Here is a 20,557-nt window from a genome sequence, read left to right as displayed (position 1 = left end):
CAACAGTCCATTTTAGCGAGCCCGACGAAGCCCGCCGTCACGAAACCGCAGGTCAGTCGCGTTCCCCTCTGTGAGGTAGTAGGGCGCAGCGAACATGGGAACGTAGCGGTCAGCCGAGCAGCCGTACCCAACCGTCTTCGAGATACTGCAGCTGTCTCGTGCGGGTTTGCCGTGGTTCTGGGGTGTGGTGCACTGTTCGTTGGTCGAGGGCTGATCTCGCAGCGGAGGAGTGGGGATGGCGCGTTCTGCTGGGTCCGTCTACGGACGGGCGTTGTTCGACAACCAGGGGATGCTGGCGACCTGGCTACCGGACCGGCCGCTGCGGGTTGGTGACATCGTGTCCCGGGACTCGCGGACCGGGATCCTCACCGTCGAGGCCACCCTCGCGAAACTCGCGCCCGGAACTCGGCATGCCATCAGCAGCCGCACCGGCCCGGCCGCGGTGACTTTGCAGCGCGGCGCCACGATCGACTTCGTCGCCACCACCGGAATCCCTGGCGCGAGCGCGGCGCTGCGGTTCACTGCGGAGTCCTCGTTCATCTTCGCCGCCCGCACCGGTAGCACCGAGGAGTACCGGCACAGCGCACCCCTCCGCGAGGCCCTCCTCGCCCTCGCAGCCGCGAACGTCTGGCGCAACGAGTGGCAGATCGTCACCACCGTCCGCCGATTCGCTGCCTGCACGATTGTCATCGCCCGCGAAAGCGGCACCACCGCCCGCATCGCCTTGGACCCAGCCACCGCACTGACCGGGACCGAGACCATCGCTGCTGCCACCGGAGTCTCCATCACCAGCGGCGACGCCTCGCTCTGGGAACTCACCGACGCCGGACCTCTGTATGAGGCGCTCACGGTCCGACGCAACTTCCTGACCGGGAGCCCCGGGGTGTCGAGCGGCGGGTTCATGGACTTCGACCTGGGATTGCCCGACGAATACCAGATCGTCCCGGCCGGGCCCGGCGACCTCGAGCTGCCCTGACACCGCACGCTTGCGGGAGTGGGCTGGGGTGAATCGGGCGCGAGGTTTGTTTGCTCTCAGCAGGTCTGGGAGCAAGGGGGCGGATAAGGTCGCAGCTATCACTCGGGCCGGGGACGTGAGGTGGTGCTGAGCGGGGAGGTCTTGCAGTGGTGGAGTCAGTGGTCCGGCTCGTCGAGCGCGGGGTCGATGAGGACGGGTCGCATCTCGTGCGGGTCTCGTACCCGAGTGAGGGCACCGAGTTCGACGTGTCAGTCACCGATCCCGCCTCGGCTGACGACGAGCAACTGCTGGCGTGGTATTTCGAGCAGCACCTGCGGTTCCCGTTCCTCGACGGCGACCGCCGCCGTGCCGCGGTCGAAGTCCTGCGCGAGTACGGACGCGACTTGTTCACTCAGGTCTTCGGGGGTGCGGCGGGGTTGGAGTATCAGCTGATGCGTCGGCGAGGCTTCGAAGGTTGCCGCATCGAGGTCGTGGGCGGCGCGAGCCTGCACCGTCTGCACTGGGAAGCCTTGTTCGACCCTGCACTCGATTCGCCACTAGCACTGCGAATACCGATCACCCGAGGGGTCGAGGCCCGGTCGGCTCGGTTCGAGACCGCCGGGCCCTGGCCGACTCTGAACATCCTGGTGGTGACTGCCCGCCCCGGTGGCGCGAACGATGTCGGATACCGGACCATTTCCCGCCCGCTCGTGGACGCCGTGCGGCAAGCCGACATCCCGGTCCGTATCGACTTCGTCCGCCCCGGTACCTGGACCGGGCTCCGCGCACATCTGGAAGCCACCCGCGCGGCACACGGCCTTGGCTGGTACCAGCTCGTCCACTTCGACGTCCACGGCAGCTTCGCCGACCAGTCCACCATGCAAAACGAATCCCGTGCGGGCCGCTACCTTCTGGATGGAGATGCGGCGAGCTTCGCAGGCAAGCAGGGGTTCTTGTTCTTCGACACCGGCAGGGTCGGTGTCGCCGATCCCCGCTCGGCCCGCGAGATCGCTGGCCTTCTGGACGAGCACCTCGTTCCGATGGCGGTGCTCAACGCATGCCAGTCGGCGATGCAGTCCAGCAGCGAAGCCGCGCTCGCCCAGCAACTCGTCGAAGCCGGGGTGCCGTACGTGCTCGGCATGGCCTACTCGGTCACCGTCACCGCAGCGGCCCTGGCCATGCCCATCCTGTACAAGAACCTCGCCCGCGGAACAGCCCCGGAACTCGCGCTGCGGCTGATGCGCCGCCAGCTCTTCGATATCCCGGACCGGCAGGGTTATTTCGATCAGACCTTGCCGCTTGCTGACTGGGTGCTTCCCGTTGCTTTCCGGCAGCACACGATCGACATCGCAGTACGGCCTATGCAACTCGCCGAGGAAGAGGCCTTTCTCTCGCGGGAAGCCACTGTAGGTGAGGAGCCGTTCACGGAGTACGGGTTCGTCGGCCGCGACCTGGACGTGCAAGGCATCGAACGCCGATTGCTCATCGACCCCGAGCGCAACCAGGTCCTCGTCCAAGGGATGGCCGGGGCCGGCAAGTCCACGCTACTTACGCACCTGGGGTGGTGGTGGCAGCGCACCGGCCTCGTCGAGGAAGTCTTCACCTACAGCTACGAACACCGCGCCTGGACCGTCGACCAGATAACCCGCGACATCGCCACCCGCCTCTGGCCCGATAAGATCGAGTTCGCCACCTGGGACTCGCTGGGCGGAACCGCCAGACGGGAACGAGTCGCCCGCGCGCTGCGCTCGCAACGACACCTGCTGATCCTAGACAACACCGAATCCATCACCGCCGCACCCGCCGCCATCCCGCACGCCCTCACCGACACCGAACAACAAGCACTACGGTCATGGGCCGCGCGGCTGCGAGCAGGCCGAACCCTGGTGATGTGGGGTTCACGCGAACCCGAAACGTGGATCGCTTCCGACAGTTTCGGTACCAATACTCATCAGCTCGGCGGGTTGGACCCGCAAGCAGCCTCGGTCCTGGCCGACAGAATCCTCGACCGCCACCACGCCACCGCATACCGCGACGACCCCGAACAACGCGACGCTCTGGACGAACTGCTGAAGTTGCTGGGCGGATATCCCCTCCCACTGGAAGTGGTACTGCCCATACTCGCCTCCACCCCACCAAGCCACGTGCTCGAAGAACTCGAAGCCGGTGGCGAGACCGTGGACCCGGTCGGACTGATCACCAAGGCGATCGAATACAGCCACGCCAAACTCGACCCCGCCCTGCAAACCAGCCTCGCCCTGCTGGCACCGTTCACCGCCACCATCCCCGGCGGAGAATTCCTCACCCGCTACCAGCAGTTGCTGAACGAGAACCAACCGAGCCAGGATCCGTGGGGCACCATCGACATCGCCGCGGGACTCGCCGCTGCCATGCACATCGGGCTGGCCGCACCCCACGACGCCATGCAGGGCTGGGTACAGGTGCTGCCGATCCTGCCCTACTTCCTGCGCCGCGCCCTGCACACCCGCCACCCCACCTGGTGGCCCACCGCCCAGTACACCCACTACCGCCTCCACACCGACCTGGGAAACGCGCTGCACGCGATGCTCACCGGCAACAACGCCGACCAACGTGCCACCGCCCGCGTCGCCACCACCGCGAGCTATGCCAACTTCACCGCCGCGATCGACACCGCTCTGCACCAGCACCAACCCACCCTTCCGGTTTTGCTACCCATCGAAGAACTCCTGGATCAGACTCGCCAGCAACGCGCCCATGAACAACTGCTCGATCACGTCATCACTCACCTCGCTGCCCGCACCGACCCGGACGCCCCCCGCGAATTGCCGCAACTGCTGCACCTCGCTGGCATCGTCGCCCAGCAACAGCGACGCTTCGACCACGCCGAGAACTACTACCGCCAAGCCCTCGACCTGCTACTCGAATCCGGCGACCGGCACAGCGCCGCGAGCACCTACCACCAACTCGGCATGGCCGCCCAGGAACAACGGCGCTTCGACCACGCCGAGAACTACTACCGCCAAGCCCTCGACCTGCTACTCGAATTCGGCGACCGGCACAGCGCCGCGGGCACCTACCACGAACTCGGCAGGGTCGCCCAGGAACAACGGCACTTCGACCACGCCGAGAACTACTACCGCCAAGCCCTCGACCTGAAAAACGAATTCGGCGACCGACACCGCGCCGCGGGCACCTACCACGAACTCGGCAGGGTCGCCCAGGAACAACGGCACTTCGACCACGCCGAGAACTACTACCGCCAAGCCCTCGACCTGAAAAACGAATTCGGCGACCGGCACAGCGCCGCGAGCACCTACCACCAACTCGGCATGGCCGCCCAGGAACAACGGCGCTTCGACCACGCCGAGAACTACTACCGCCAAGCCCTCGACCTGCTACTCGAATTCGGCGACCGGCACGGCGCCGCGGGCACCTACCACCAACTCGGCAGGGTCGCCCAGGACCAACGGCGCTTCGACCAAGCCGAGAACTACTACCGCCAAGCCCTCGACCTGCTACTCGAATTCGGCGACCGGCACAGCGCCGCGCGCACCTACCACCAACTCGGCACGGTCGCCCAGGACCAACGGCGCTTCGACCAAGCCGAGAACTACTACCGCCAAGCCCTCGACCTGCTACTCGAATTCGGCGACCGGCACAGCGCCGCGCGCACCTACCACCAACTCGGCACGGTCGCCCAGGACCAACGGCGCTTCGACCAAGCCGAGAACCACTACCGCCAAGCTCAGCAGGCATTCCGCGACACCGGCGACGAACGCAGCGCTTCTCAGGAGTTGACCGCGCTGGGTAGCGTGCTGGCGGAGGATGGAAGGCATGGGGAAGCGTTCAGCGTGCTCGTCGGCGCAGCCGTCAGCTGGAAGCAGTTTACCGGCGTCTTCGACCCGACCGACCTCGAACTCCTGGCGACCCAGCGCGACTACCTCGACCAGCACACCGTCGACACGGTCCTCGACGCGCTCGACCCCGTCACCACAGCGGCTCTACGCCAACACCTCCGGGGAGACAGCAAGTAGAGGCCCCCACCGTCAGACAGCGAGTCGAGCGCCTACAGCTGGTATTCAGCGTGGACCACCAATCGGCCGCCCCACCGCTGATCACCCCCGTTCCCATGTTCGACACGCCCCGCCGAGGACACCTACGGGACACTTGGAACGGTTCCGACCAGATCACAATTCCAGAAGGACACCGGAGACGTCCCGAACGCGACAAGGTCTCCGGCGGTTCGGCGACCGGAGTCGGCCGAGTTGCCGGAGACCTCGCAGCGGGGGCTGTCAGTCGTCGGTGACGGTAATCGTGACGTCGATATTCCCGCGGGTGGCGTTGGAGTACGGGCACACCTGGTGGGCCTTGTCGGCCAGGCTCTGGGCCGTGGCGTGGTCGAGATGCGGCAGCGTCACCTCCAGGGTGACCTCGAGCCCGAAGGCGCCGCCGTCGAGTGCCCCGATGCCGACGCGCGCGCCGACCGAGGAGTCGTCGACGTTCGCGCCCGCCTGCTTGGCCACCATGCGCAGGGCGGAGTGGTAGCACGCCGCGTAGCCGATGGCGAAGAGCTGCTCGGGGTTGGTTCCCTCGCCCGAACCACCCATTTCGGGGGGCGTGGCCAGGGTCACCTCGAGCTTGCCGTCCGAGGTGCGTCCGGTGCCGTTGCGGCCGTCGCCACTCGCGATGGCCTCGGCGGTGTAGAGGGCTTTCATGTGTTCTCCTGTCGTCGGATGGGTGTCGAAGTGCGGTGTCACGCCGCCTGGTGCACGGTGCGGGTCAGCCGGTCGAGGGTCGAGCGGAGCTCGGCCACTTCTTCCCCGGTGAGCCCAGTGCGTGGTGCCAGCAGCTGCGGCAGCGCGAACGCGCGCTCTCGTAGCGCCGCGCCTGTCGCGGTGAGGCGCACCGTGACCCGCCGCTCGTCGGCAGCTTGACGCTCGCGGCGCACCAGCCGCCTGCGCTCCAGGCGGCGCAGCAGGGGCGAGAGCGTGCCGGTGTCGAGCTCCAGTTCGTGACCGAGGTCGCGCACCTCGCGGCCGTCCCGCTCCCACAGCGCCAGCATCACCAGGTATTGCGGGTAGGTGAGGTCGAGTTCGGCGAGTGCGGGCCGATACACGGATGTCACCGCCCGCGACGCCTTGTACAGCGCGAAGCAGAGCTGCTGGTCGAGGGCGAGTACATCCACTCCCACAAGGTAGCGCACATTTTAGTTGCCCACAATCCAATTGCCCGAAATCGAAGGCACGGGATAGACGTCACGCCACCGGGTCAGTGCCCCATCGGATCGGCGAGGGCGAGCCCCTCGCGCGCCTTGATCCGGCGATGCTCGAGCAACAGCCACGCCGAGCCACCGAGGATCCCGATCGCGCAGAGGGCCGCGGCGATGATCGCCCACCCGGTGAATCCGTAGGCCGCGGCGGTCAGGCTCCCGCCGAGCGCCACGATTCCGAGCACCCACAGGATGATGCCTGGAATGTTGTACCCGTCCTGAATTCCTTCTCCCGCATGACTTCTCGTGGTTCGAGAACGATCGGGAGCAAAGCCGTTGTCGTCGTGCTCGGAGGTGCCGGGATCGCGCATGGGGAACTCCTCGGGTCGGGCTCGCTCAGCCGCGCGGCGCGGCCGGTCTTGCGGATGGCGATGTGCCGGAGGCGCGATTCAGCTGCGCGGTGGCGCGCTCGGTCTCGGTCGCGGCATCGATCACCAGCAGCCGGAGTTGCTCCTCGTCGGCGCCGAAGACGTACATGACTCCGGCCGGTTGGTCCGGAAGCGGGCCGTCGACCTCGATCCCGTCCGGCGCGTCGATGCTCCGCTGGGAGAGGCTCAGCGCGTTCCAGTCGAAGGCGACGCGGAGAGTCGCGCCGAGCCGCGGGGTGAGCACGGCGATCAGGTCGTGCAGCTCGCTGGTGAGGTTTCCGGTCCGGGGCCACCAGGCGCCGTCGACGCGCTCGGACGGGTCGTCCCGGTCGCGGAGCAGTAATCGCGGGGTGCGGGTCGGGGCCGCGAAGGGTTGCCTGCCGTCCGCGTCGGGTGAGCGGCCGAGCCCGTGCTCGGCGGCACCGTCGTGCGGCGGGGGCATCATCCCCACCCCCCGGTCCATGCCCGCGCTCCGGCCGCGCCGTGGCCGCCCTCGTTGTCCCAGCGGGCCGTCGCTGTGGCGGCCTGTTCCCGAGCGAGACCACCGGCGAAGCCTGCGGCGGTCAGCTCGGCTCCGGTGTACTCCCGCCCGGGCGGCGCACCGGCCGCGCTCAGCAGGGAGCGGGCGATCGCCGGGGCGGCATCGGCGGGGACGACCAGCAGCAGCACGCGGCTGCGGTCGACGCCGAGCACCCCGAGAGTGCCCCTGGCCGGGCCGTACCCGTACCCGTCCAGGCGCACCACCCGGCCGTCGAGCAGCATCCGCTTCGGTGCGGGCTGCCAGGCAGCCAGGTCATAGGTGATCCGCTCCACCGCGCCGAGGCGTTCGGCGAGGCGGGGCGCGAGGGTGCGCAGCTCGGCGACGAGGTCGAGCGTACGCGGCCACCAGGCGCCGTCGACCAGCCCGGGGCGGGGTGGGCGCACCACCGATGCGTGCGACGCGGGCTCCGGAGCGGGGCGGAGCGCGAGCCGGGTGACCTGCCGCGGGGAGATGGATTCGAGCTGTGGCGTCGTCATGACGCTCCTGACCGGGACCCGCGAGAAGGGATCCCTGCTTCGTCGGCCGAGTGACGACCGGGCTCAGCGGTGCTCCCGGTCGAATTCTCCCGACCGGATCGAGCCTACTCGCGTGCGGGCTCGCCGGTACCGGGTCTGGCAATTCGCGGGCTACCAGCAGGGGTCGCACCGCCCCCGGATCCATCACTCCGGCCGTCCGGCCGAGCACCGACCACTGATCGCCGAACCGGCGCATGATCGGCAATCCGGGATGCGCAGCCTTCAGCACCTTTCTGAGTAACATCTGAGAACTGCCAGCGATCTTCCAGACAACATCGACTCAGGAGGTTCGACCATGCTTTCTGTGAAGCGGCTCGCCGCGAGTGCCGTCGTCGCCACCGCTACCGGCGCCGCCGTGCTCGCCGGGAGCGGCGTTGCCCAGGCGGATGTGCCGGTGTGGCAGGCGAACTGCCGCGTCTACAACATCTTCAACACCGGTGGAATGGCCATGTGCGAGCTGCCGACCTGGCATCAGGTGAAGCTGACCTGCGTGGCCTGGCCGGTGCCGTTCACGTACTGGAAGTACGGGCCGATCCAGTACGGGCAGAACCAGTCGTGGGCGGCGTGCGACTCGTTCAACGCGCTGACGCGGGTCGAGGTCATCCAGGCGTAGTCCTGCGGCGAGCCCGCCGCCGCGATAAGGGCGGCGGGCTCCGGCACAATGCCTGCGTGTCGATGCACCTGATCGACGGCTTCGCGAAACCCTCGACGCCGGCACGGAATTCACGGCGCTCTCGGACAGCGAAGACGACCGGACACAGCCGCGATCCTGGAGATCGCCGTCCGGACGGGGGCCACCGAATTCCCGCTCCCGAGCGGCTACCGGCCACCGCTCGGTATCCGGGAGGACGAGGAACTCGAGCACTGGTGGGCCGGATAGTGACCTCTCACGAGCCCTCCCGGACCGACCACCCGGCACCGTAGGGTTATCCCATGGTCTCCACCGAGAATTCCGAGCAGGCCCGGGCGATCATCGAGACGTACCTGCTCGACGGCGAGCGGCGGTACGACCGCACGAAGGTCGCGCAGCTGGCCGGGGTCGAGCCGGAGACCACGCGGCGGCTGTGGAGCGCGCTCGGCTTCCCGGCGGGGGCCGACGACGCGGTGGAGTACACCGATGCCGACGTCGCCGCGGTGCGCGGGTTCCGCGGGCTCGCGGTATTCGAGGAGACCGATTCGCGGGCTGCCGCGGCGGCGGCGCGCACGCTGGGGCAGAGCATGGCCCGGCTGGCCGAGTGGCAGGCCGAGCTGGTGGCATCGGAGATCCTGGAGCGCTCGGACGGGTCGCCCCAGAGTGTCCGCGCGGCAACGGAATCGGCGGTGGCGCAGTTCGAGGAGCTGCAGAAGTACGCGTGGCGGCGGCATCTCGCGGCGGCGATCACCCGGTCGCTGGACGGGAACGGGAGCGAGGACAGCACCCGGACGCTGGCGGTCGGGTTCGCCGACATGGTCGGCTACACGCGGCTCACCAGGCACCTGCACCCGGACGAGCTCGGCATGCTGCTCGAGGCGTTCGAGTCGACGACGACGGCCGCGATCACGCAGAACGGCGGCTGGGTGATCAAGAACGTGGGCGACGAGGTCATGTTCGCCGCGGAGACGCCGCTGCAGGCGGCGAAGATCGCGCTGGCCGTCCAGGAGTCGACCATGATGGTCGGCGGCACGCCGGAGCTGCGGGTCGGGGTCGCCTACGGGCCCGCGCTGCAACGCTTCGGCGACCTCTACGGCTCGGTGGTGAACATCGCGGCGCGGCTCACCGGCGTGGCCCGGCCCGGCACGGTGCTGATCGACGACGCGACGGCGAGCGCGCTGGCCGACGAGCCGCAGTACTCGATCCGGCACCTGCGCAGCGTGCGGGTGCGCGGCTTCAACCGGCTGCGCCCGCACGTGCTGCGCACCCGCGAACGGCGCTGATCCTAAGCTCGTCCGGATGGATACCGACTGGGCGACCCTGCGACGCGCCTGCCTGCTCTTCGAGGACGACGCGGTGCTGGCGTTGAACAAGCCCGCCGGGATCTCGGTGACCGGGGAGCGGCACGACACCGACCTGGTCGAGCTCGCCCGGGCGGCCGGCGAGACGCTCTACCCGGTGCACCGCATCGACAAGGTGACCTCGGGGCTGGTGCTGCTGGCCAGGGAGCTCGCCGCGCACGGGCCGCTCACCAAGCAGTTCGCGGCGCGCACGGCGGTCAAGTCGTACCTCGCGGTGGTCACCGGCGCCGAGCTGCCCGAGCACGGCGTCATCGAGCTGCCGCTCGGCGTCGGCCGGAAGAACCGGGTGCGGATCGCGGCGCCGCGCGAGGCGATCCGGCGGATCGATGATCGCTGGTCCGTGGCGGACAGCGACGTCCTTCCCGGCAAGAACTACCCGTCGACCACGCGTTTCCACACCGTGCACCGGGAGGGCGAGCGGGCCCTGCTCGCGATCCGCCCGATCACCGGACGGCGGCACCAGATCCGCGTACACCTGGCCTGGATCGGCCACGCCCTGGTCGGCGATCCGCTCTTCGACCGCGGCGGGGCGGAGCCGCGCACCGCCCTGCACTCGTGGCGACTGCACCTCGACCACGCGCCCGCACCGCTCGAGCTCACCGCCGACCCGGGCCCGGACTTCTGGCTCGCCCTACCGGGCGTGCGGCCGGACGAGGCCCTCCGCGCCGCCGGGACAGCGCTGGCCGACTGAGCCCGGAGTTCGGCGGCGAGGAGTGAAACACAACCCCGACCAGCTCCTCACCAACCGTGTCCCACCTCACCGTGGCCCCGGATCACCCCCTGTTCTAGCCTGGAAGGGCCCGGTGTCCGGGCGGCTCCCGACGAACGATGCGGTCTTCCGCGGAAGGCGATACGCCGATGATCCTGGTGGCCCAGGTCAGCGACACCCACTTCGATCTCGGCGCCCGCAATGCCGAACGGGCGGCGCGGGTCCTCGCCCACCTGGCCGGGCTCCGGCAGCCGCCCGCCGCGATCGTGCACACCGGCGACATCACCGACGCGGGCAAGCCGGAGCAGTACGCCCAGGCCGCGCGGGCGCTGCGCACCGATCTCCCGCTCGTCGTCGCCGCGGGCAACCACGACGACCGCGCCGCGCTCCGCGCCGACCTGCTCGGCACCCGCCCCTCGGACGACCCGCTGAACCAGGTGCACCGGATCGGCGAGCTGACCGTCGTGGTACTCGACTCGACCATCCCCGGCGAGCCGGGCGGTGGGCTGAGCGCCGATACCTACGCCTGGCTGCGCGCCACCCTCGCCGACGGCGACGGCCCGGTCCTGCTGGCGCTGCACCATCCGCCGGTCCGGCTGCACAGCCCCGTCGTGGACGCCATCGCGCTCGCCGACCCGGCCCCGCTGGCCGCCATCGTGGCGGGCAGCGACCGGGTCGCCGGGGTGCTCGCCGGGCACGCGCACTCCCCGATCGCGGCACAGTTCGCGGGCAAGCCGCTGGTGGTCGGCCCGAGCACGGCCTCGGTGCTGCGCGGCGCGTGGGAGCTGGAAGCCCCGGACCACGTCATGGACTACGCCCCCGACCCCGGCTACGCGCTGCACGTCGTCGATCGGGCAGAGGACGGGACATATCGCCTGGTCACGCACTTCCGGACGGTCCCGGCGGGCGGCCGGGTGAGCGTGCAGCCGGACTGAGCGGCGCCGTTTACCGCTCCGGGCGCGGGGCAATCGGGGGAGGAATCAGCGACGACGCTCCCCGAACCGACGGAAAGGGCCGAGCATGCCCAGCCTCACGCTGCCCACTCTCACCTCCCCCACCGCCCCGGTAGCCAAGGTGGCCGAGCTCCCGGCGGCCGCGCTGCGCGGCGCCTTCGCCATCGGCGCCCGGCTGCGGCACGCCCGGGTCTTTCACCCGGACGGCCTCGAATTGGCGGGCAGGCTGCACGCCGAGCCCGAGTTCGAGGCGATCTTCGGCTCCGGCGAGCGTGCGGTGATCGCGCGGCTCTCCAAGGGCACCGGCACCCCGAACGGCTGGCCGGACATCCTCGGCCTCGCCTTCCGGGTGCTCGACCACGACGACAAGCCGTGGGACTTCGCGCTCGCCACCACCGGCGAGAGCCTGGTCGGGCGGCTGCTGGTGACGCTCACCCGGGGCTGGGGCAGCGCCCGCTACGGCAGCCTGGTGCCGTACCGGTTCGGCAACTCCAACCCGATCTGGATCTTCGCCGAGCCCGACCCGGGCCAGCCGAACTCGGCCTCCATCGCCGACCTCGCCGAGCACCTGCGCGACAACCTGGCCACCTTCCGGCTCTACGCCTCCGGCCTCGGGAACCCCAAGCAGCACATCGCCACCCTCACGCTGCGCCCCGCCGAGCCCGCCGAGCAGCGCACCGACTACTTCGACCCCATGCTGAACGCCCCGCAGAACGTGGTGATGGTGCCGAAGGCGGTGGGCCGGATCCGCGAGATCGCCTACACCGGCAGCCGCCGCGGCCGCGGCGAGGGGGCGTAGCCCCTACCGCGGGCCGCGGCCGGAGCGGACCCGCCGGTAGACCGCGGGGGTCAGCCCGGTCCAGCGCTTGAAAGCGTGGATGAACGTGGACGATTCGGCGTACCCGAGCCGGATCGCCACATCGCTCACCGACAGCGGAGTCGCGGTGAGCATCTCCTCCGCGAGCGCCCGCCGCACCTCGTCCAGCAGCGCGCGGTAGCTCGTTCCCGCGGCGTCGAGTCTGCGCCGCAGCGTGCGGGTGCTCATGGCGAGATCCCTGGCCACGGTGTCGATCCCGGGCGGTGCGGTGAAACCGGCGGCGTCGCCGGGGACCAGCCGCGCCCTCACCTCGGCGGCGATCCCGGTGCGCGCCCGGCGCCGGTGCACCAGGTCGCGGCACTGGTTCAGGCACATGGCCCAGGTGTTCGGGTCGGCCAGCGGGAGCGGCTGGTCCAGCACGCGCGGGTCGACGGCGAAGAGGTTCTCCGGGCGGCCGAAGGCCGGGTCGATGCCGGTGACGGCGCGCAGCGGCGCCGGATCCCGCGGCGCCGGGTAGTGGAATTCGGCCCTGGTGAGCGGGAGCGGGCGGCCGATCAGGTCGCTCAGCATGCGGTGCATGGCGGCGACGTCCCGCTCGACCAGGAAGCGCCGCACGTCGGCGGGGACCGCCTCGTCGTGGACCACCGCGACGAACTCGCCGTCGCTCCAGTGCGCCACCGGGATACAGAAGGTGAAGGAGAGCTCCAGGTAGCGCAGCGCGAGCTCGATCGCCTCGCCGAGCGTCGGGCTGCTGACGCAGGCGAAGCCGAAGATGCCGAAGGTGGTGATCCGGTAGCGCGACCCCACCCGCACCCCGAGCGCGGGGTGATCGTCGAAGGCGCGCACCAGGTTGCGCACGACGGCGAGCTCGGTGCGGGCGTCGATCTGCGCGTCCGGGTTACGGACCAGCTCCGGGGTGAGCGGCGTCCCCGCGAGCACCCGGGCCGCGGGCACGCCGTGCTCCGCGGCGTAGCCGGCCATCAGCGCCACGCTCGCCACCCCGCGCGGAAAATTCCAGTCCCGAACGCCCGGATCGAGTACCCGCCCCACGCCGCACATTATGTCCGGGCAACCCCGCCCCGGTCCGCCGGATGGCCGGATCGGTGCTCACCAGGACAGCTCGGAGCACCGCTTCGCGCTGTCCGTGCTCTCCACCTGCAGCGTCGCGTGCTCGATCCGGAACCGCTCGGCGAGCACGTGCTGCGCGGACCGCAGCACGTCGTCGCCGGAGTACCCGGCCGAGGTCGTGATGTGCGCGGAGGCCACCTCCATGCCGGAGGTGAGCGTCCAGACGTGCAGGTCGTGCACGTCGGCCACGCCGTCCAGGCCGGCGAGCGCCGCGGCGACCTCGGCGACGTCAAGCCCCTCCGGGCTGTGCTGGAAGAGGATCCGCAGCGAGCGCTTGGCCAGCAGGTACGTGCGGGGCAGCACCCAGAGCCCGATCGCGACGCCGACGATGATGTCCGCGTAGCGCCACCCGGTGGTCAGCGTGACGATCGCGGAGATCAAGACGCCGACCGAGCCGAGCAGGTCGGCCAGCACCTCCAGGTAGGCGCCGCGCACCGCGAGGCTCTCCTCCGCGCCCGAGCGCAGCAGCAGGAAGGCGGCGATATTGGCGACCAGGCCGATCAGCCCGACCACGAGCACCGGCACCGCGGGCACCTCCGGCGGCTCGCCGATCCGCGAGATCGCCTCGTAGAGCACGTAACCCGCGACGCCGAAGAGCAGCAGCGCGTTCGTCAGCGAGGCGAAGACCTCGGCCCGGTAGTAGCCGAAGGTGCGGGTGAAGGTCGGTCTGCTCCGCTTGGCGAAGAGGATCGCGGTCAGCGCCATGCCGATGCCGAGCACGTCGGTGAAGACGTGCGCGGCATCGGAGAGCAGCGCCAGCGAGCCGGTGGCGATCGCGACGGCGCCCTCGGCCAGCATGACCGCCAGCCCGATACCGAGTGCGAGCGCGAGCCGCACGACGTACTTCGCGGAGGCGCTCTCCGCGTGTGCGAGCCCAGGTCCGTGCGCGTGATCGTGTCCCACCGGTCCAAAATATGCGTACATGCGCATGGATGCAAGACCTACGTGACTGGCAGACTTGTCCCGTGACCGAACTGTCCCCGAGCGCCACCCCCGCGGCGCACGGCCCGCTGCGCCCCATCGAGCTGGCAACGGGGGCGGTACTCGGCGGCATGACGGTCGGGTTGATCACGGTCGGCGCGGTGGTGCCGTTCGCGGCCGCGCTGCAGATGGTGGCGGCGGTGCCGCTCGGCATGATCGCGCACCGCTACCGGCTGCGCGCGCTCGCCACCGCCTCGGTGGCCGCCGCGCTGGTGACCTTCGTCGCGGCGGGCGTCGCCCCCGCCGTCGGGCTGGCCGCGACCGCGACGCTCGGCGGCATCATCGGCATCGTCAAGCGCCGCGGCGGCGGGCTGTTCACCGTGCTCGGCCTCGCCGCGCTGACCGGGGTGGTCTGGGCGGCGTTCTCGGTCGGCATGCTCTTCCTCTTCGCGTCGCTGCGCGAGCTCTTCTTCGACACCATCCGCAACACCAGCCGCGGGCTGGCGAACCTCACCGCGCGGCAGCCCTGGTCCGAGGCGGTCGGCCGGTGGATCGCCGACGGCGCCGACCTGGTGCTGCGCTGGTGGTGGCTGTTCATCGGCGTCAGTGTGCTCGCGGGCATGCTGGCCGCCGCCGCGCTCTCCTGGTACGTGCTCGGCGAGGTGCTCGACCGGCTGGCCTGGCTGCCGAGCCGGGACCGCCTCGACGCCCCGCCGGACGACCGCCCGATCGCGCCGCTGCCGGTGACCATGCACGGCGTCGGCTACCGCTACCCCGGCGCCACCGCCGACGCGCTGCACGGCATCGACCTCACCGTGGCGGAGGGCGAGTTCGTCGCCGTCGTCGGGCACAACGGCTCCGGGAAGTCCACGCTGACCAGGCTGCTCGCGGGCAGGCCGCCGACGGCGGGCGCGGTCTCCCGGCCCGGCTCGGCCGGGCTCGGGCACCTCGGCGGCACCGCGCTGGTGCTGCAGCGGCCGGAGAGCCAGACGCTCGGCGTGCTCGTCGCCGACGACGTGGTCTGGGGGCTCTCCGCCGAGCGCGCCGCCGAGATCGACGTGGCCGCGCTGCTCACCGAGGTCGGGCTGGCCGGGTTCGGCGAGCGGGAGACCGCCGCGCTCTCCGGCGGCCAGCAGCAGCGGCTCGCGGTGGCCGCGGCGCTGGCCAGACGGCCCGCGCTGCTCATCGCCGACGAGGCGACCTCGATGATCGACCCGCAGGGCAGGCGCGAACTCGTCGCGCTGCTCGGCGGGCTGCCGAAGCGGCACCCGATGGCCGTCGTGCTGGTGACCCACCACGAGGCCGATGCCGCGGCCGCCGACCGGGTGGTGCACCTGGCCGACGGCCGCACCGTCGAGCACCTGCCCAGCTGGCGCCGCACCGTCGAGCACCTGCCCAGCTGGCGCCGCCCCGCCGACGACCGGCGCAGCGCGCCCATGGGCCCGCTGGTGCTCGAGCTGCGCGACGTGCGCCACACCTACAACCGCGGCACCCCGTGGGAGACGCCCGCGCTGCACGGCATCGACCTGACCGTGCGCCGCGGCGAGGCGCTGCTCGTGGTCGGCGGCAACGGCTCCGGCAAGTCGACGCTGGCCTGGATCATGGCCGGGCTGGTCGAGCCGAGCGCGGGCCGCTGCGACCTCGCGGGCAAGGCGGTGAGCAAGCAGATCGGGCGGGTGGCGCTGGCCTTCCAGCACTCCCGGCTGCAGCTGCAGCGGCAGCGGGTCGGCGAGGAGATCGCGGACTGGGGCGGCCGGGCCACCGGCTCCGGCGCGGTCGGGCGGGCGCTGGACGCCGTCGGGCTGGACCGCGCCATGGCCGCGCGCTCGATCGAGGAGCTCAGCGGCGGCCAGGCCAAGCGGGTGGTGCTCGCCGCCATCGTGGCGAGCGGGCCGCAGGTGGTGGTGCTGGACGAGCCGCTCGCCGGGCTCGACCCGCAGGGCCGCGCCGATATCGTCGAGCTGCTCGCCCGGCTGCGCGACGCCGGGCACACGCTCATCGTCATCTCGCACGACGTGGACGACATGGCCGCCGTCTGCGACCGCACCGTGCACTTGGAGCAGGGCCGGATCCCGGAGACGGCGCACGAACCGGTGCCCGCGCCCGCGCCGCAGTTCCGGCCCGGCACCGCGCTCGGCGTGGACGGAGGGCAGCGATGAGCCTCGTGTTGTTCCGCCGGGTGCCCGGCGACAGCCCGGTGCACCGGCTCTGGGCCGGGACCAAGATGATCGCCGCGTTCCTGATCAGCCTGCTGCTCATGGTGCTGCCGTCCTGGCCGGTGCTCGGCGCGCTCGTGCTGTTCCTCGTGGCGATCGGGGTGGTCGCCCGGCTGCCGCTGCGCACGCTGCCGAGGCTGCCGTGGTGGTTCTGGGCGCTCGTGCTGGCCGGGGCGCTGATCAACCTGCCGATCGGCGCGAGCGCGGTGCTGCGCTACCTGCAGATCTTCGCCTTCGGCGTGGTCCTGGTCGCGGCGTCGTTCCTGATCGCCTGGACCACCCCGATGGGCGAGATCGCGCCCGCGCTGGCCAAACTCGGCAGGCCGCTGCGTCGCCTGCGGTTGCCGGTGGACGAGTGGGCCGTGGTGGTCGCGCTCACCCTGCGCAGCCTGCCGCTGCTGCTGGAAGAGATCCGGGTGCTGCGCGCCGCCCGCAGGCTCCGGCCGCGCACCGCGGTCGTCCCGCGCGGCGACGACAACCCGCTGGTCGACATCCTCACCGCAGCCATGGCCGTCGCCACCCGCCGCGCCGCCGAGCTCGGCGAGGCGATCACCGCGCGCGGCGGCACCGGCATGCTGACCGCGCACCCCAGCGCCCCCGGCCGGGCGGACGCCATCGCGATCGCGATCGTCGTCGCGGTCTGCGCGGGCGGGGTGGGGCTGACGCTCGCGCTGTGATCGTCCGGTATCGCGACGCCGGCTACTGCCCCGGCGACTCTGCGCCGTGCCGCTCGGCGGGCACGCTCGGTCCCACGCAGCGCCGTTGCCGACCACCGGGCCAGCCCACTCCCGTGATTGCCGCGCGGCGCCGATCGCGCCCGCGCGCCGCCGCTCAGCGGCGCAATGGCTCTCGCGCCTTCTCCAGCGCCACCTCGACCCGCGCCCCGAGCTCGGCGGCGAGCCGCTCCGGCGTCCCGGAGACCGCCTCAACCACGTGGGTCCGGGTGACGAGGTAGCGCCCGTCCTCGCGGTCGACCACCTGCAGCACCTCCCCGCCCTCCTGCCACCCGTCCAGCGCTGGCCCGATGTCGACCCGGATCTCGGTGTAGCAGCGGTGCGGCCCCTCCAGCAGGCGGACCGCCTGAGCACGCGGGGTCAGCGCGTGCGAACGGCCGCGCGCCCCGTTCTCGTCCGGCCGCAGCTCCTCCGGGTGCGCCCGGAATCCGGGCCCGGTCCCCGGCGGGCACTCCGGCAGCACCGCGAGCACCCGCCGCACCACGTGCGCGTGCGGCCGCAGCGCGAGCACGACGGACCCGTCCTCGTCCTGGGTGGCGAGCGCGCCGAGATCGTTGTCGATCCCCGCGCTCATCCGCAGCCGTCGCTCCCCCGGCAGGTGCCCGAGCAGCTCCACCCGCACCAGCGGCTCCACCAGCGCGTGCAGCGCGCGGAACATGGTGTCGTCCACCCGCAGCCGCTCGTAGAGCGCCCCCGCGGCGGCGGCCCGCTGCTGTTCGAACTCGAATTCGGTGGCGGCGGTGCTGGTCAGCGTGAGCGGGAAGGGCAGCCGGTCGCGATCCATGGCCCGCCACGCCACATGGAACTCCAGCGCGCTGAGCCGCCACGCGTTCGGCGGCATCAGTCGCCCCCGATCACCGGCGGCACCGTCTTCTGATCCTGCGGCAGCAGCTCCTCCTGCACCCGGCGCAGGTAGTCGGGCGCCTGGTGCTCCTGGTCGTCGTCGCCCTTGCCGCGGGCGCCGGACATCGGCATTCCCATCATGCCGCTCCGGTTCCCGGTCTGGTTCGCCGTCCGCGCCGCCGCCGCGGCCGCGGCCTGATCCGGCACGACGGTGCCCGGGATGCTGCGCCCCGGCGCCGGGGTCGCCGTCGGCGTGCCGGGCGAGCCCGGGGTCGACGGGCTGGACGGGGTGCCGGTGCGGGTCGGGTCGGTGGAGGTCGGGGTCGTGCTCGTCGGCACCGTGCCGGCGGGGACCGTCGAGTCCGGCGACTGGCTGGTCGGCTGATCCGTCGAGCTGTCGTCGGTATCGCGGTCGGTGTCCGTCGAGGTGCTCTCGTCCTCGGTGCCGGTGGTGGTACCGGGATCGTCCGTGGTCGACGGCGCGTCGCCGGGATCGGTGCCCGCGGTGTCCTGCTGATCCGGATTGGCGTTCTCCGACGGGCTGCCCGGAGTGCCGGTGGACGGCGTCCCGGTACCGCTCGGCGTCCCCGGCGGCACCCCACCACCGGACTGCTCGGGTACACCCGGCACCGCGGGCCCCGGAATCCGCGGCACATTCGTATCCGACTGCGTCGCGACCGGCTTGTAGACGGTGTCCATCACCTCGCGGGCCCGGTTCTGCGCGTTCTCCGACCGCCCCTCGTACGCCATCGACATGGCGGCGCTCGCACTGGAGCCGACGACGGGAATGGCCCCGACGACCGCCGACGCGATCGACCCCGGCTGCTCCGGCGGATGCGGCATCTGCGCCACCACCTGGTTGAAGCCGGAGTACGCCTCCTCCACCTTGTTCGCCACCAGCAGCGCGGCCTGCTTCAGGTGGTCGGTGTCGCTCACGTACTCGGTGACCTTCAGCTGGGCGGCCTCCGCGGCCAGCCCCGTCCAGCCCTCGTGCACCCGGCCGATTATCGCGGCCCGGAATGCCTCGGCCGCGGCGGCGGTGTCATCCGCCAGCTGCCGCCAGGAGCGCACGCTCTCGTACATCTCCCCCGGCCGCATCGACCGCACGAACGCCATGATCTCCTCGTGCGACATCCCGAGGAAGTTCTCCAGCACCGCGGGCCCGAGCACCGGCGGCGCGAACTCACCGGTGAACCCGGAGCTCAGCCCGGCGTTCTCCGAGTAGATCCGATCCCGCGACCGATTGCCCTCGTCCTGCGCGTCCCGCTGCGCGTCCGAGGTGTCGACGGTGGAGTCGAAGACCTGCCCGACCTTCCGGCCGAGCGCCTCCCCGACCCGGTCGTTCCCCGGCAGGAGCTCCCCCACCCGACCCATGAAGTCCGTGATCCGAACCATGATCCCCTCCCAGCTGACCGACGCGATATCCCCGGTGGCGTCGCCGTACGAGCTCCGTAGAACATATCGTGCCTCCGGTCCACCGACTATCCGCCGACACGCCGACCACGGTCGGTACCACCCGCCACCGGCACCCGGCGTGCGACCATGAGCGCCGGCCATGGGCCACGAAACCTCGCCTTGGGGGGCGAAACATACCCGCTGATTCGGTATGTCGAGAGCCATAACCCGGGGTACGGTTGCGCTCAGGAGTAGCTGTTCACAGGCTTGATTCGTGGCTCCATTCCGCATTCCGGGGGGATAGGAATCCGTCGTGCGGTGGTGCGCGCCACTCAATACGTGCTGGAGATGGGACCCTGGAATGATTCTGCGCAAAATCGCAGCGGTCGTCGCGCCGCTGCTCACCGTCGTCACCGTCGGGGCGGGCGTCGCGTACGCCGACACGCCGACGCCGGATGTCGGGTACGAGGTCAAGATGGTGGACGGGAAGGTCGTCACCGCCCTGACCAACGGCACCTTCGCCGTCACCGGTGAGACCGTCGAGATCAAGGATTCGGCGGGCGCGGTGCTGGTATCGCTGCCGCTGGCGATCCGGGAGAACGCCACCGAGTACCCGCTGCCGCACGCCGTGCGGGAGGACGACCGGGTGCTGGAGCTGACCCCGGTGAAGAACGAGGCGGCGGCGCGGGCGGTCCCCGTCGCTTCGCCGGTCGAGAACCTCCGTGCCCAGGACGCGTTCCTCTCGAACTTCGGCATCGCCACCGCGATCGGCGGCTTCATCGGCACCGCCATCGGCGCACTGGTCGGGCTGGCCGGTTTCGCCGGTGGCCCGGCAGGTATCGCAACCGTCACGGCGGGCGCTGCCATCGGCGGCATAATCGGCACCCTGATCGCCGGAGGCCCGACCCTGATCGTGGCGGGCATGGACCTGATCAACACGCTCAATGCCCCGCCCGGCACCACCCAGTGGGCCACCAAGTAGCACCCGGAACACGACGGAGCCCGGCACCTCGAGAGGGGTGCCGGGCTCCGGACGTTCAGTTCTCCTTGCGCACAGCCTTCTTCGCCGCGTCCTGCGCCGAATCGACCTGGCCCGCGTACTTGCCGCCGGTCCGGTCGTCCACCAGGTCACCGGCCTTGTCGATGACGTCGTCGACCTTGTCGGAGTTCTGCCGGGCCAGATCCAGCGCCCGGTCGGCCAGGTTCTTGAAATCCATCG

At 71.1% G+C, this 20,557-nt stretch carries 20 protein-coding genes; 10 read left to right on the top strand and 10 right to left on the bottom strand.

What is annotated here, in order from left to right:
* The first annotated feature begins 229 nt into the window (after nt 1–229).
* Complete coding sequence (locus LTT61_RS21860; RefSeq protein WP_233015927.1) at nt 230–976, top strand: hypothetical protein; 747 nt, start codon at nt 230–232, stop codon at nt 974–976.
* Between the two features lie 146 nt (nt 977–1,122).
* Nucleotides 1,123–4,971, top strand: coding sequence for a tetratricopeptide repeat protein (locus LTT61_RS21855; RefSeq protein ID WP_233015926.1), 3,849 nt, complete (start codon nt 1,123–1,125; stop codon nt 4,969–4,971).
* A 258-nt stretch (nt 4,972–5,229) separates the two neighbouring features.
* Here LTT61_RS21855 and LTT61_RS21850 read toward each other — a convergent pair whose 3' ends face one another.
* The 5 genes from LTT61_RS21850 to LTT61_RS21830 all read right to left on the bottom strand — a co-directional run bounded on the left by LTT61_RS21850 (nt 5,230) and on the right by LTT61_RS21830 (nt 7,591).
* Nucleotides 5,230–5,652, bottom strand: coding sequence for an organic hydroperoxide resistance protein (locus LTT61_RS21850; RefSeq protein WP_233015925.1), 423 nt, complete (start codon nt 5,650–5,652; stop codon nt 5,230–5,232).
* 38 nt (nt 5,653–5,690) lie between these two features.
* Nucleotides 5,691–6,122, bottom strand: a complete 432-nt coding sequence (locus LTT61_RS21845; protein ID WP_233015924.1) for a MarR family winged helix-turn-helix transcriptional regulator — start codon at nt 6,120–6,122, stop codon at nt 5,691–5,693.
* A gap of 83 nt (nt 6,123–6,205) precedes the next feature.
* Complete coding sequence (locus tag LTT61_RS21840) at nt 6,206–6,517, bottom strand: hypothetical protein (protein ID WP_233015923.1); 312 nt, start codon at nt 6,515–6,517, stop codon at nt 6,206–6,208.
* A gap of 25 nt (nt 6,518–6,542) precedes the next feature.
* Entirely contained in the window at nt 6,543–7,037 is a 495-nt protein-coding gene (locus LTT61_RS21835; RefSeq protein WP_233015922.1) for a DUF5994 family protein, read from the bottom strand.
* On the bottom strand, nt 7,016–7,591 hold the full coding sequence (locus LTT61_RS21830) for a DUF5994 family protein (protein ID WP_233015921.1): 576 nt from the start codon (nt 7,589–7,591) through the stop codon (nt 7,016–7,018). The genes LTT61_RS21835 and LTT61_RS21830 overlap by 22 nt, the downstream gene beginning before the upstream one ends.
* 334 nt (nt 7,592–7,925) lie before the next feature.
* Here LTT61_RS21830 and LTT61_RS21825 point away from each other — a divergent pair, with 334 nt between their 5' ends.
* The 5 genes from LTT61_RS21825 (at nt 7,926) to LTT61_RS21805 (ending at nt 12,083) form a co-directional block, all read left to right on the top strand.
* A complete protein-coding gene (locus LTT61_RS21825) occupies nt 7,926–8,243 on the top strand; it encodes a hypothetical protein (protein WP_233015920.1) in 318 nt (105 codons plus the stop codon).
* A 320-nt stretch (nt 8,244–8,563) separates the two neighbouring features.
* The gene (locus LTT61_RS21820; RefSeq protein ID WP_233015919.1) at nt 8,564–9,544 is read left to right on the top strand and encodes an adenylate/guanylate cyclase domain-containing protein; all 981 of its coding nucleotides are present in this window, start codon (nt 8,564–8,566) and stop codon (nt 9,542–9,544) included.
* A gap of 16 nt (nt 9,545–9,560) precedes the next feature.
* On the top strand, nt 9,561–10,313 hold the full coding sequence (locus LTT61_RS21815; protein ID WP_233015918.1) for an RluA family pseudouridine synthase: 753 nt from the start codon (nt 9,561–9,563) through the stop codon (nt 10,311–10,313).
* 167 nt (nt 10,314–10,480) lie between these two features.
* On the top strand, nt 10,481–11,266 hold the full coding sequence (locus LTT61_RS21810) for a metallophosphoesterase (RefSeq protein WP_233015917.1): 786 nt from the start codon (nt 10,481–10,483) through the stop codon (nt 11,264–11,266).
* Between the two features lie 85 nt (nt 11,267–11,351).
* A complete protein-coding gene (locus tag LTT61_RS21805) occupies nt 11,352–12,083 on the top strand; it encodes a phosphodiesterase (RefSeq protein ID WP_233015916.1) in 732 nt (243 codons plus the stop codon).
* Between the two features lie 3 nt (nt 12,084–12,086).
* Here the strand turns inward: LTT61_RS21805 and LTT61_RS21800 are convergent, their stop codons facing one another.
* Nucleotides 12,087–13,151, bottom strand: a complete 1,065-nt coding sequence (locus LTT61_RS21800; RefSeq protein ID WP_233015915.1) for an AraC family transcriptional regulator — start codon at nt 13,149–13,151, stop codon at nt 12,087–12,089.
* Nucleotides 13,152–13,208: 57 nt separating this feature from the next.
* Nucleotides 13,209–14,132: a cation diffusion facilitator family transporter gene (locus LTT61_RS21795; RefSeq protein WP_269821779.1), complete on the bottom strand. Its 924-nt coding sequence runs from the start codon at nt 14,130–14,132 to the stop codon at nt 13,209–13,211.
* Nucleotides 14,133–14,281: 149 nt separating this feature from the next.
* On the opposite strand from LTT61_RS21795, the gene LTT61_RS21790 reads away from it, so the two are divergent.
* Together LTT61_RS21790 and LTT61_RS21785 are read left to right on the top strand one after the other, a co-directional pair.
* Nucleotides 14,282–16,309 carry an ABC transporter ATP-binding protein gene (locus tag LTT61_RS21790; protein WP_233021137.1) on the top strand — a complete coding sequence of 676 codons (2,028 nt, stop codon included), beginning with the start codon at nt 14,282–14,284 and terminating at the stop codon, nt 16,307–16,309.
* The gene (locus LTT61_RS21785) at nt 16,306–17,043 is read left to right on the top strand and encodes an energy-coupling factor transporter transmembrane component T family protein (RefSeq protein ID WP_233015914.1); all 738 of its coding nucleotides are present in this window, start codon (nt 16,306–16,308) and stop codon (nt 17,041–17,043) included. Before LTT61_RS21790 ends, LTT61_RS21785 begins: the two co-directional genes overlap by 4 nt.
* Before the next feature lie 154 nt (nt 17,044–17,197).
* Here LTT61_RS21785 and LTT61_RS21780 read toward each other — a convergent pair whose 3' ends face one another.
* Together LTT61_RS21780 and LTT61_RS21775 are read right to left on the bottom strand one after the other, a co-directional pair.
* Complete coding sequence (locus LTT61_RS21780) at nt 17,198–17,941, bottom strand: ESX secretion-associated protein EspG (RefSeq protein WP_233015913.1); 744 nt, start codon at nt 17,939–17,941, stop codon at nt 17,198–17,200.
* The gene (locus tag LTT61_RS21775; RefSeq protein WP_233015912.1) at nt 17,941–19,338 is read right to left on the bottom strand and encodes a PPE domain-containing protein; all 1,398 of its coding nucleotides are present in this window, start codon (nt 19,336–19,338) and stop codon (nt 17,941–17,943) included. Before LTT61_RS21775 ends, LTT61_RS21780 begins: the two co-directional genes overlap by 1 nt.
* A 361-nt stretch (nt 19,339–19,699) precedes the next feature.
* Here LTT61_RS21775 and LTT61_RS21770 point away from each other — a divergent pair, with 361 nt between their 5' ends.
* Complete coding sequence (locus tag LTT61_RS21770) at nt 19,700–20,320, top strand: ammonium transporter (RefSeq protein ID WP_233015911.1); 621 nt, start codon at nt 19,700–19,702, stop codon at nt 20,318–20,320.
* Between the two features lie 55 nt (nt 20,321–20,375).
* Here LTT61_RS21770 and LTT61_RS21765 read toward each other — a convergent pair whose 3' ends face one another.
* On the bottom strand, nt 20,376–20,555 hold the full coding sequence (locus LTT61_RS21765) for an antitoxin (protein ID WP_233015910.1): 180 nt from the start codon (nt 20,553–20,555) through the stop codon (nt 20,376–20,378).
* Nucleotides 20,556–20,557 lie beyond the last annotated feature (2 nt).

The organism is Nocardia asteroides (assembly GCF_021183625.1).
Lineage (GTDB): Bacteria > Actinomycetota > Actinomycetes > Mycobacteriales > Mycobacteriaceae > Nocardia > Nocardia asteroides_A.
This window is presented reverse-complemented; position numbering and strand designations above follow the sequence as displayed.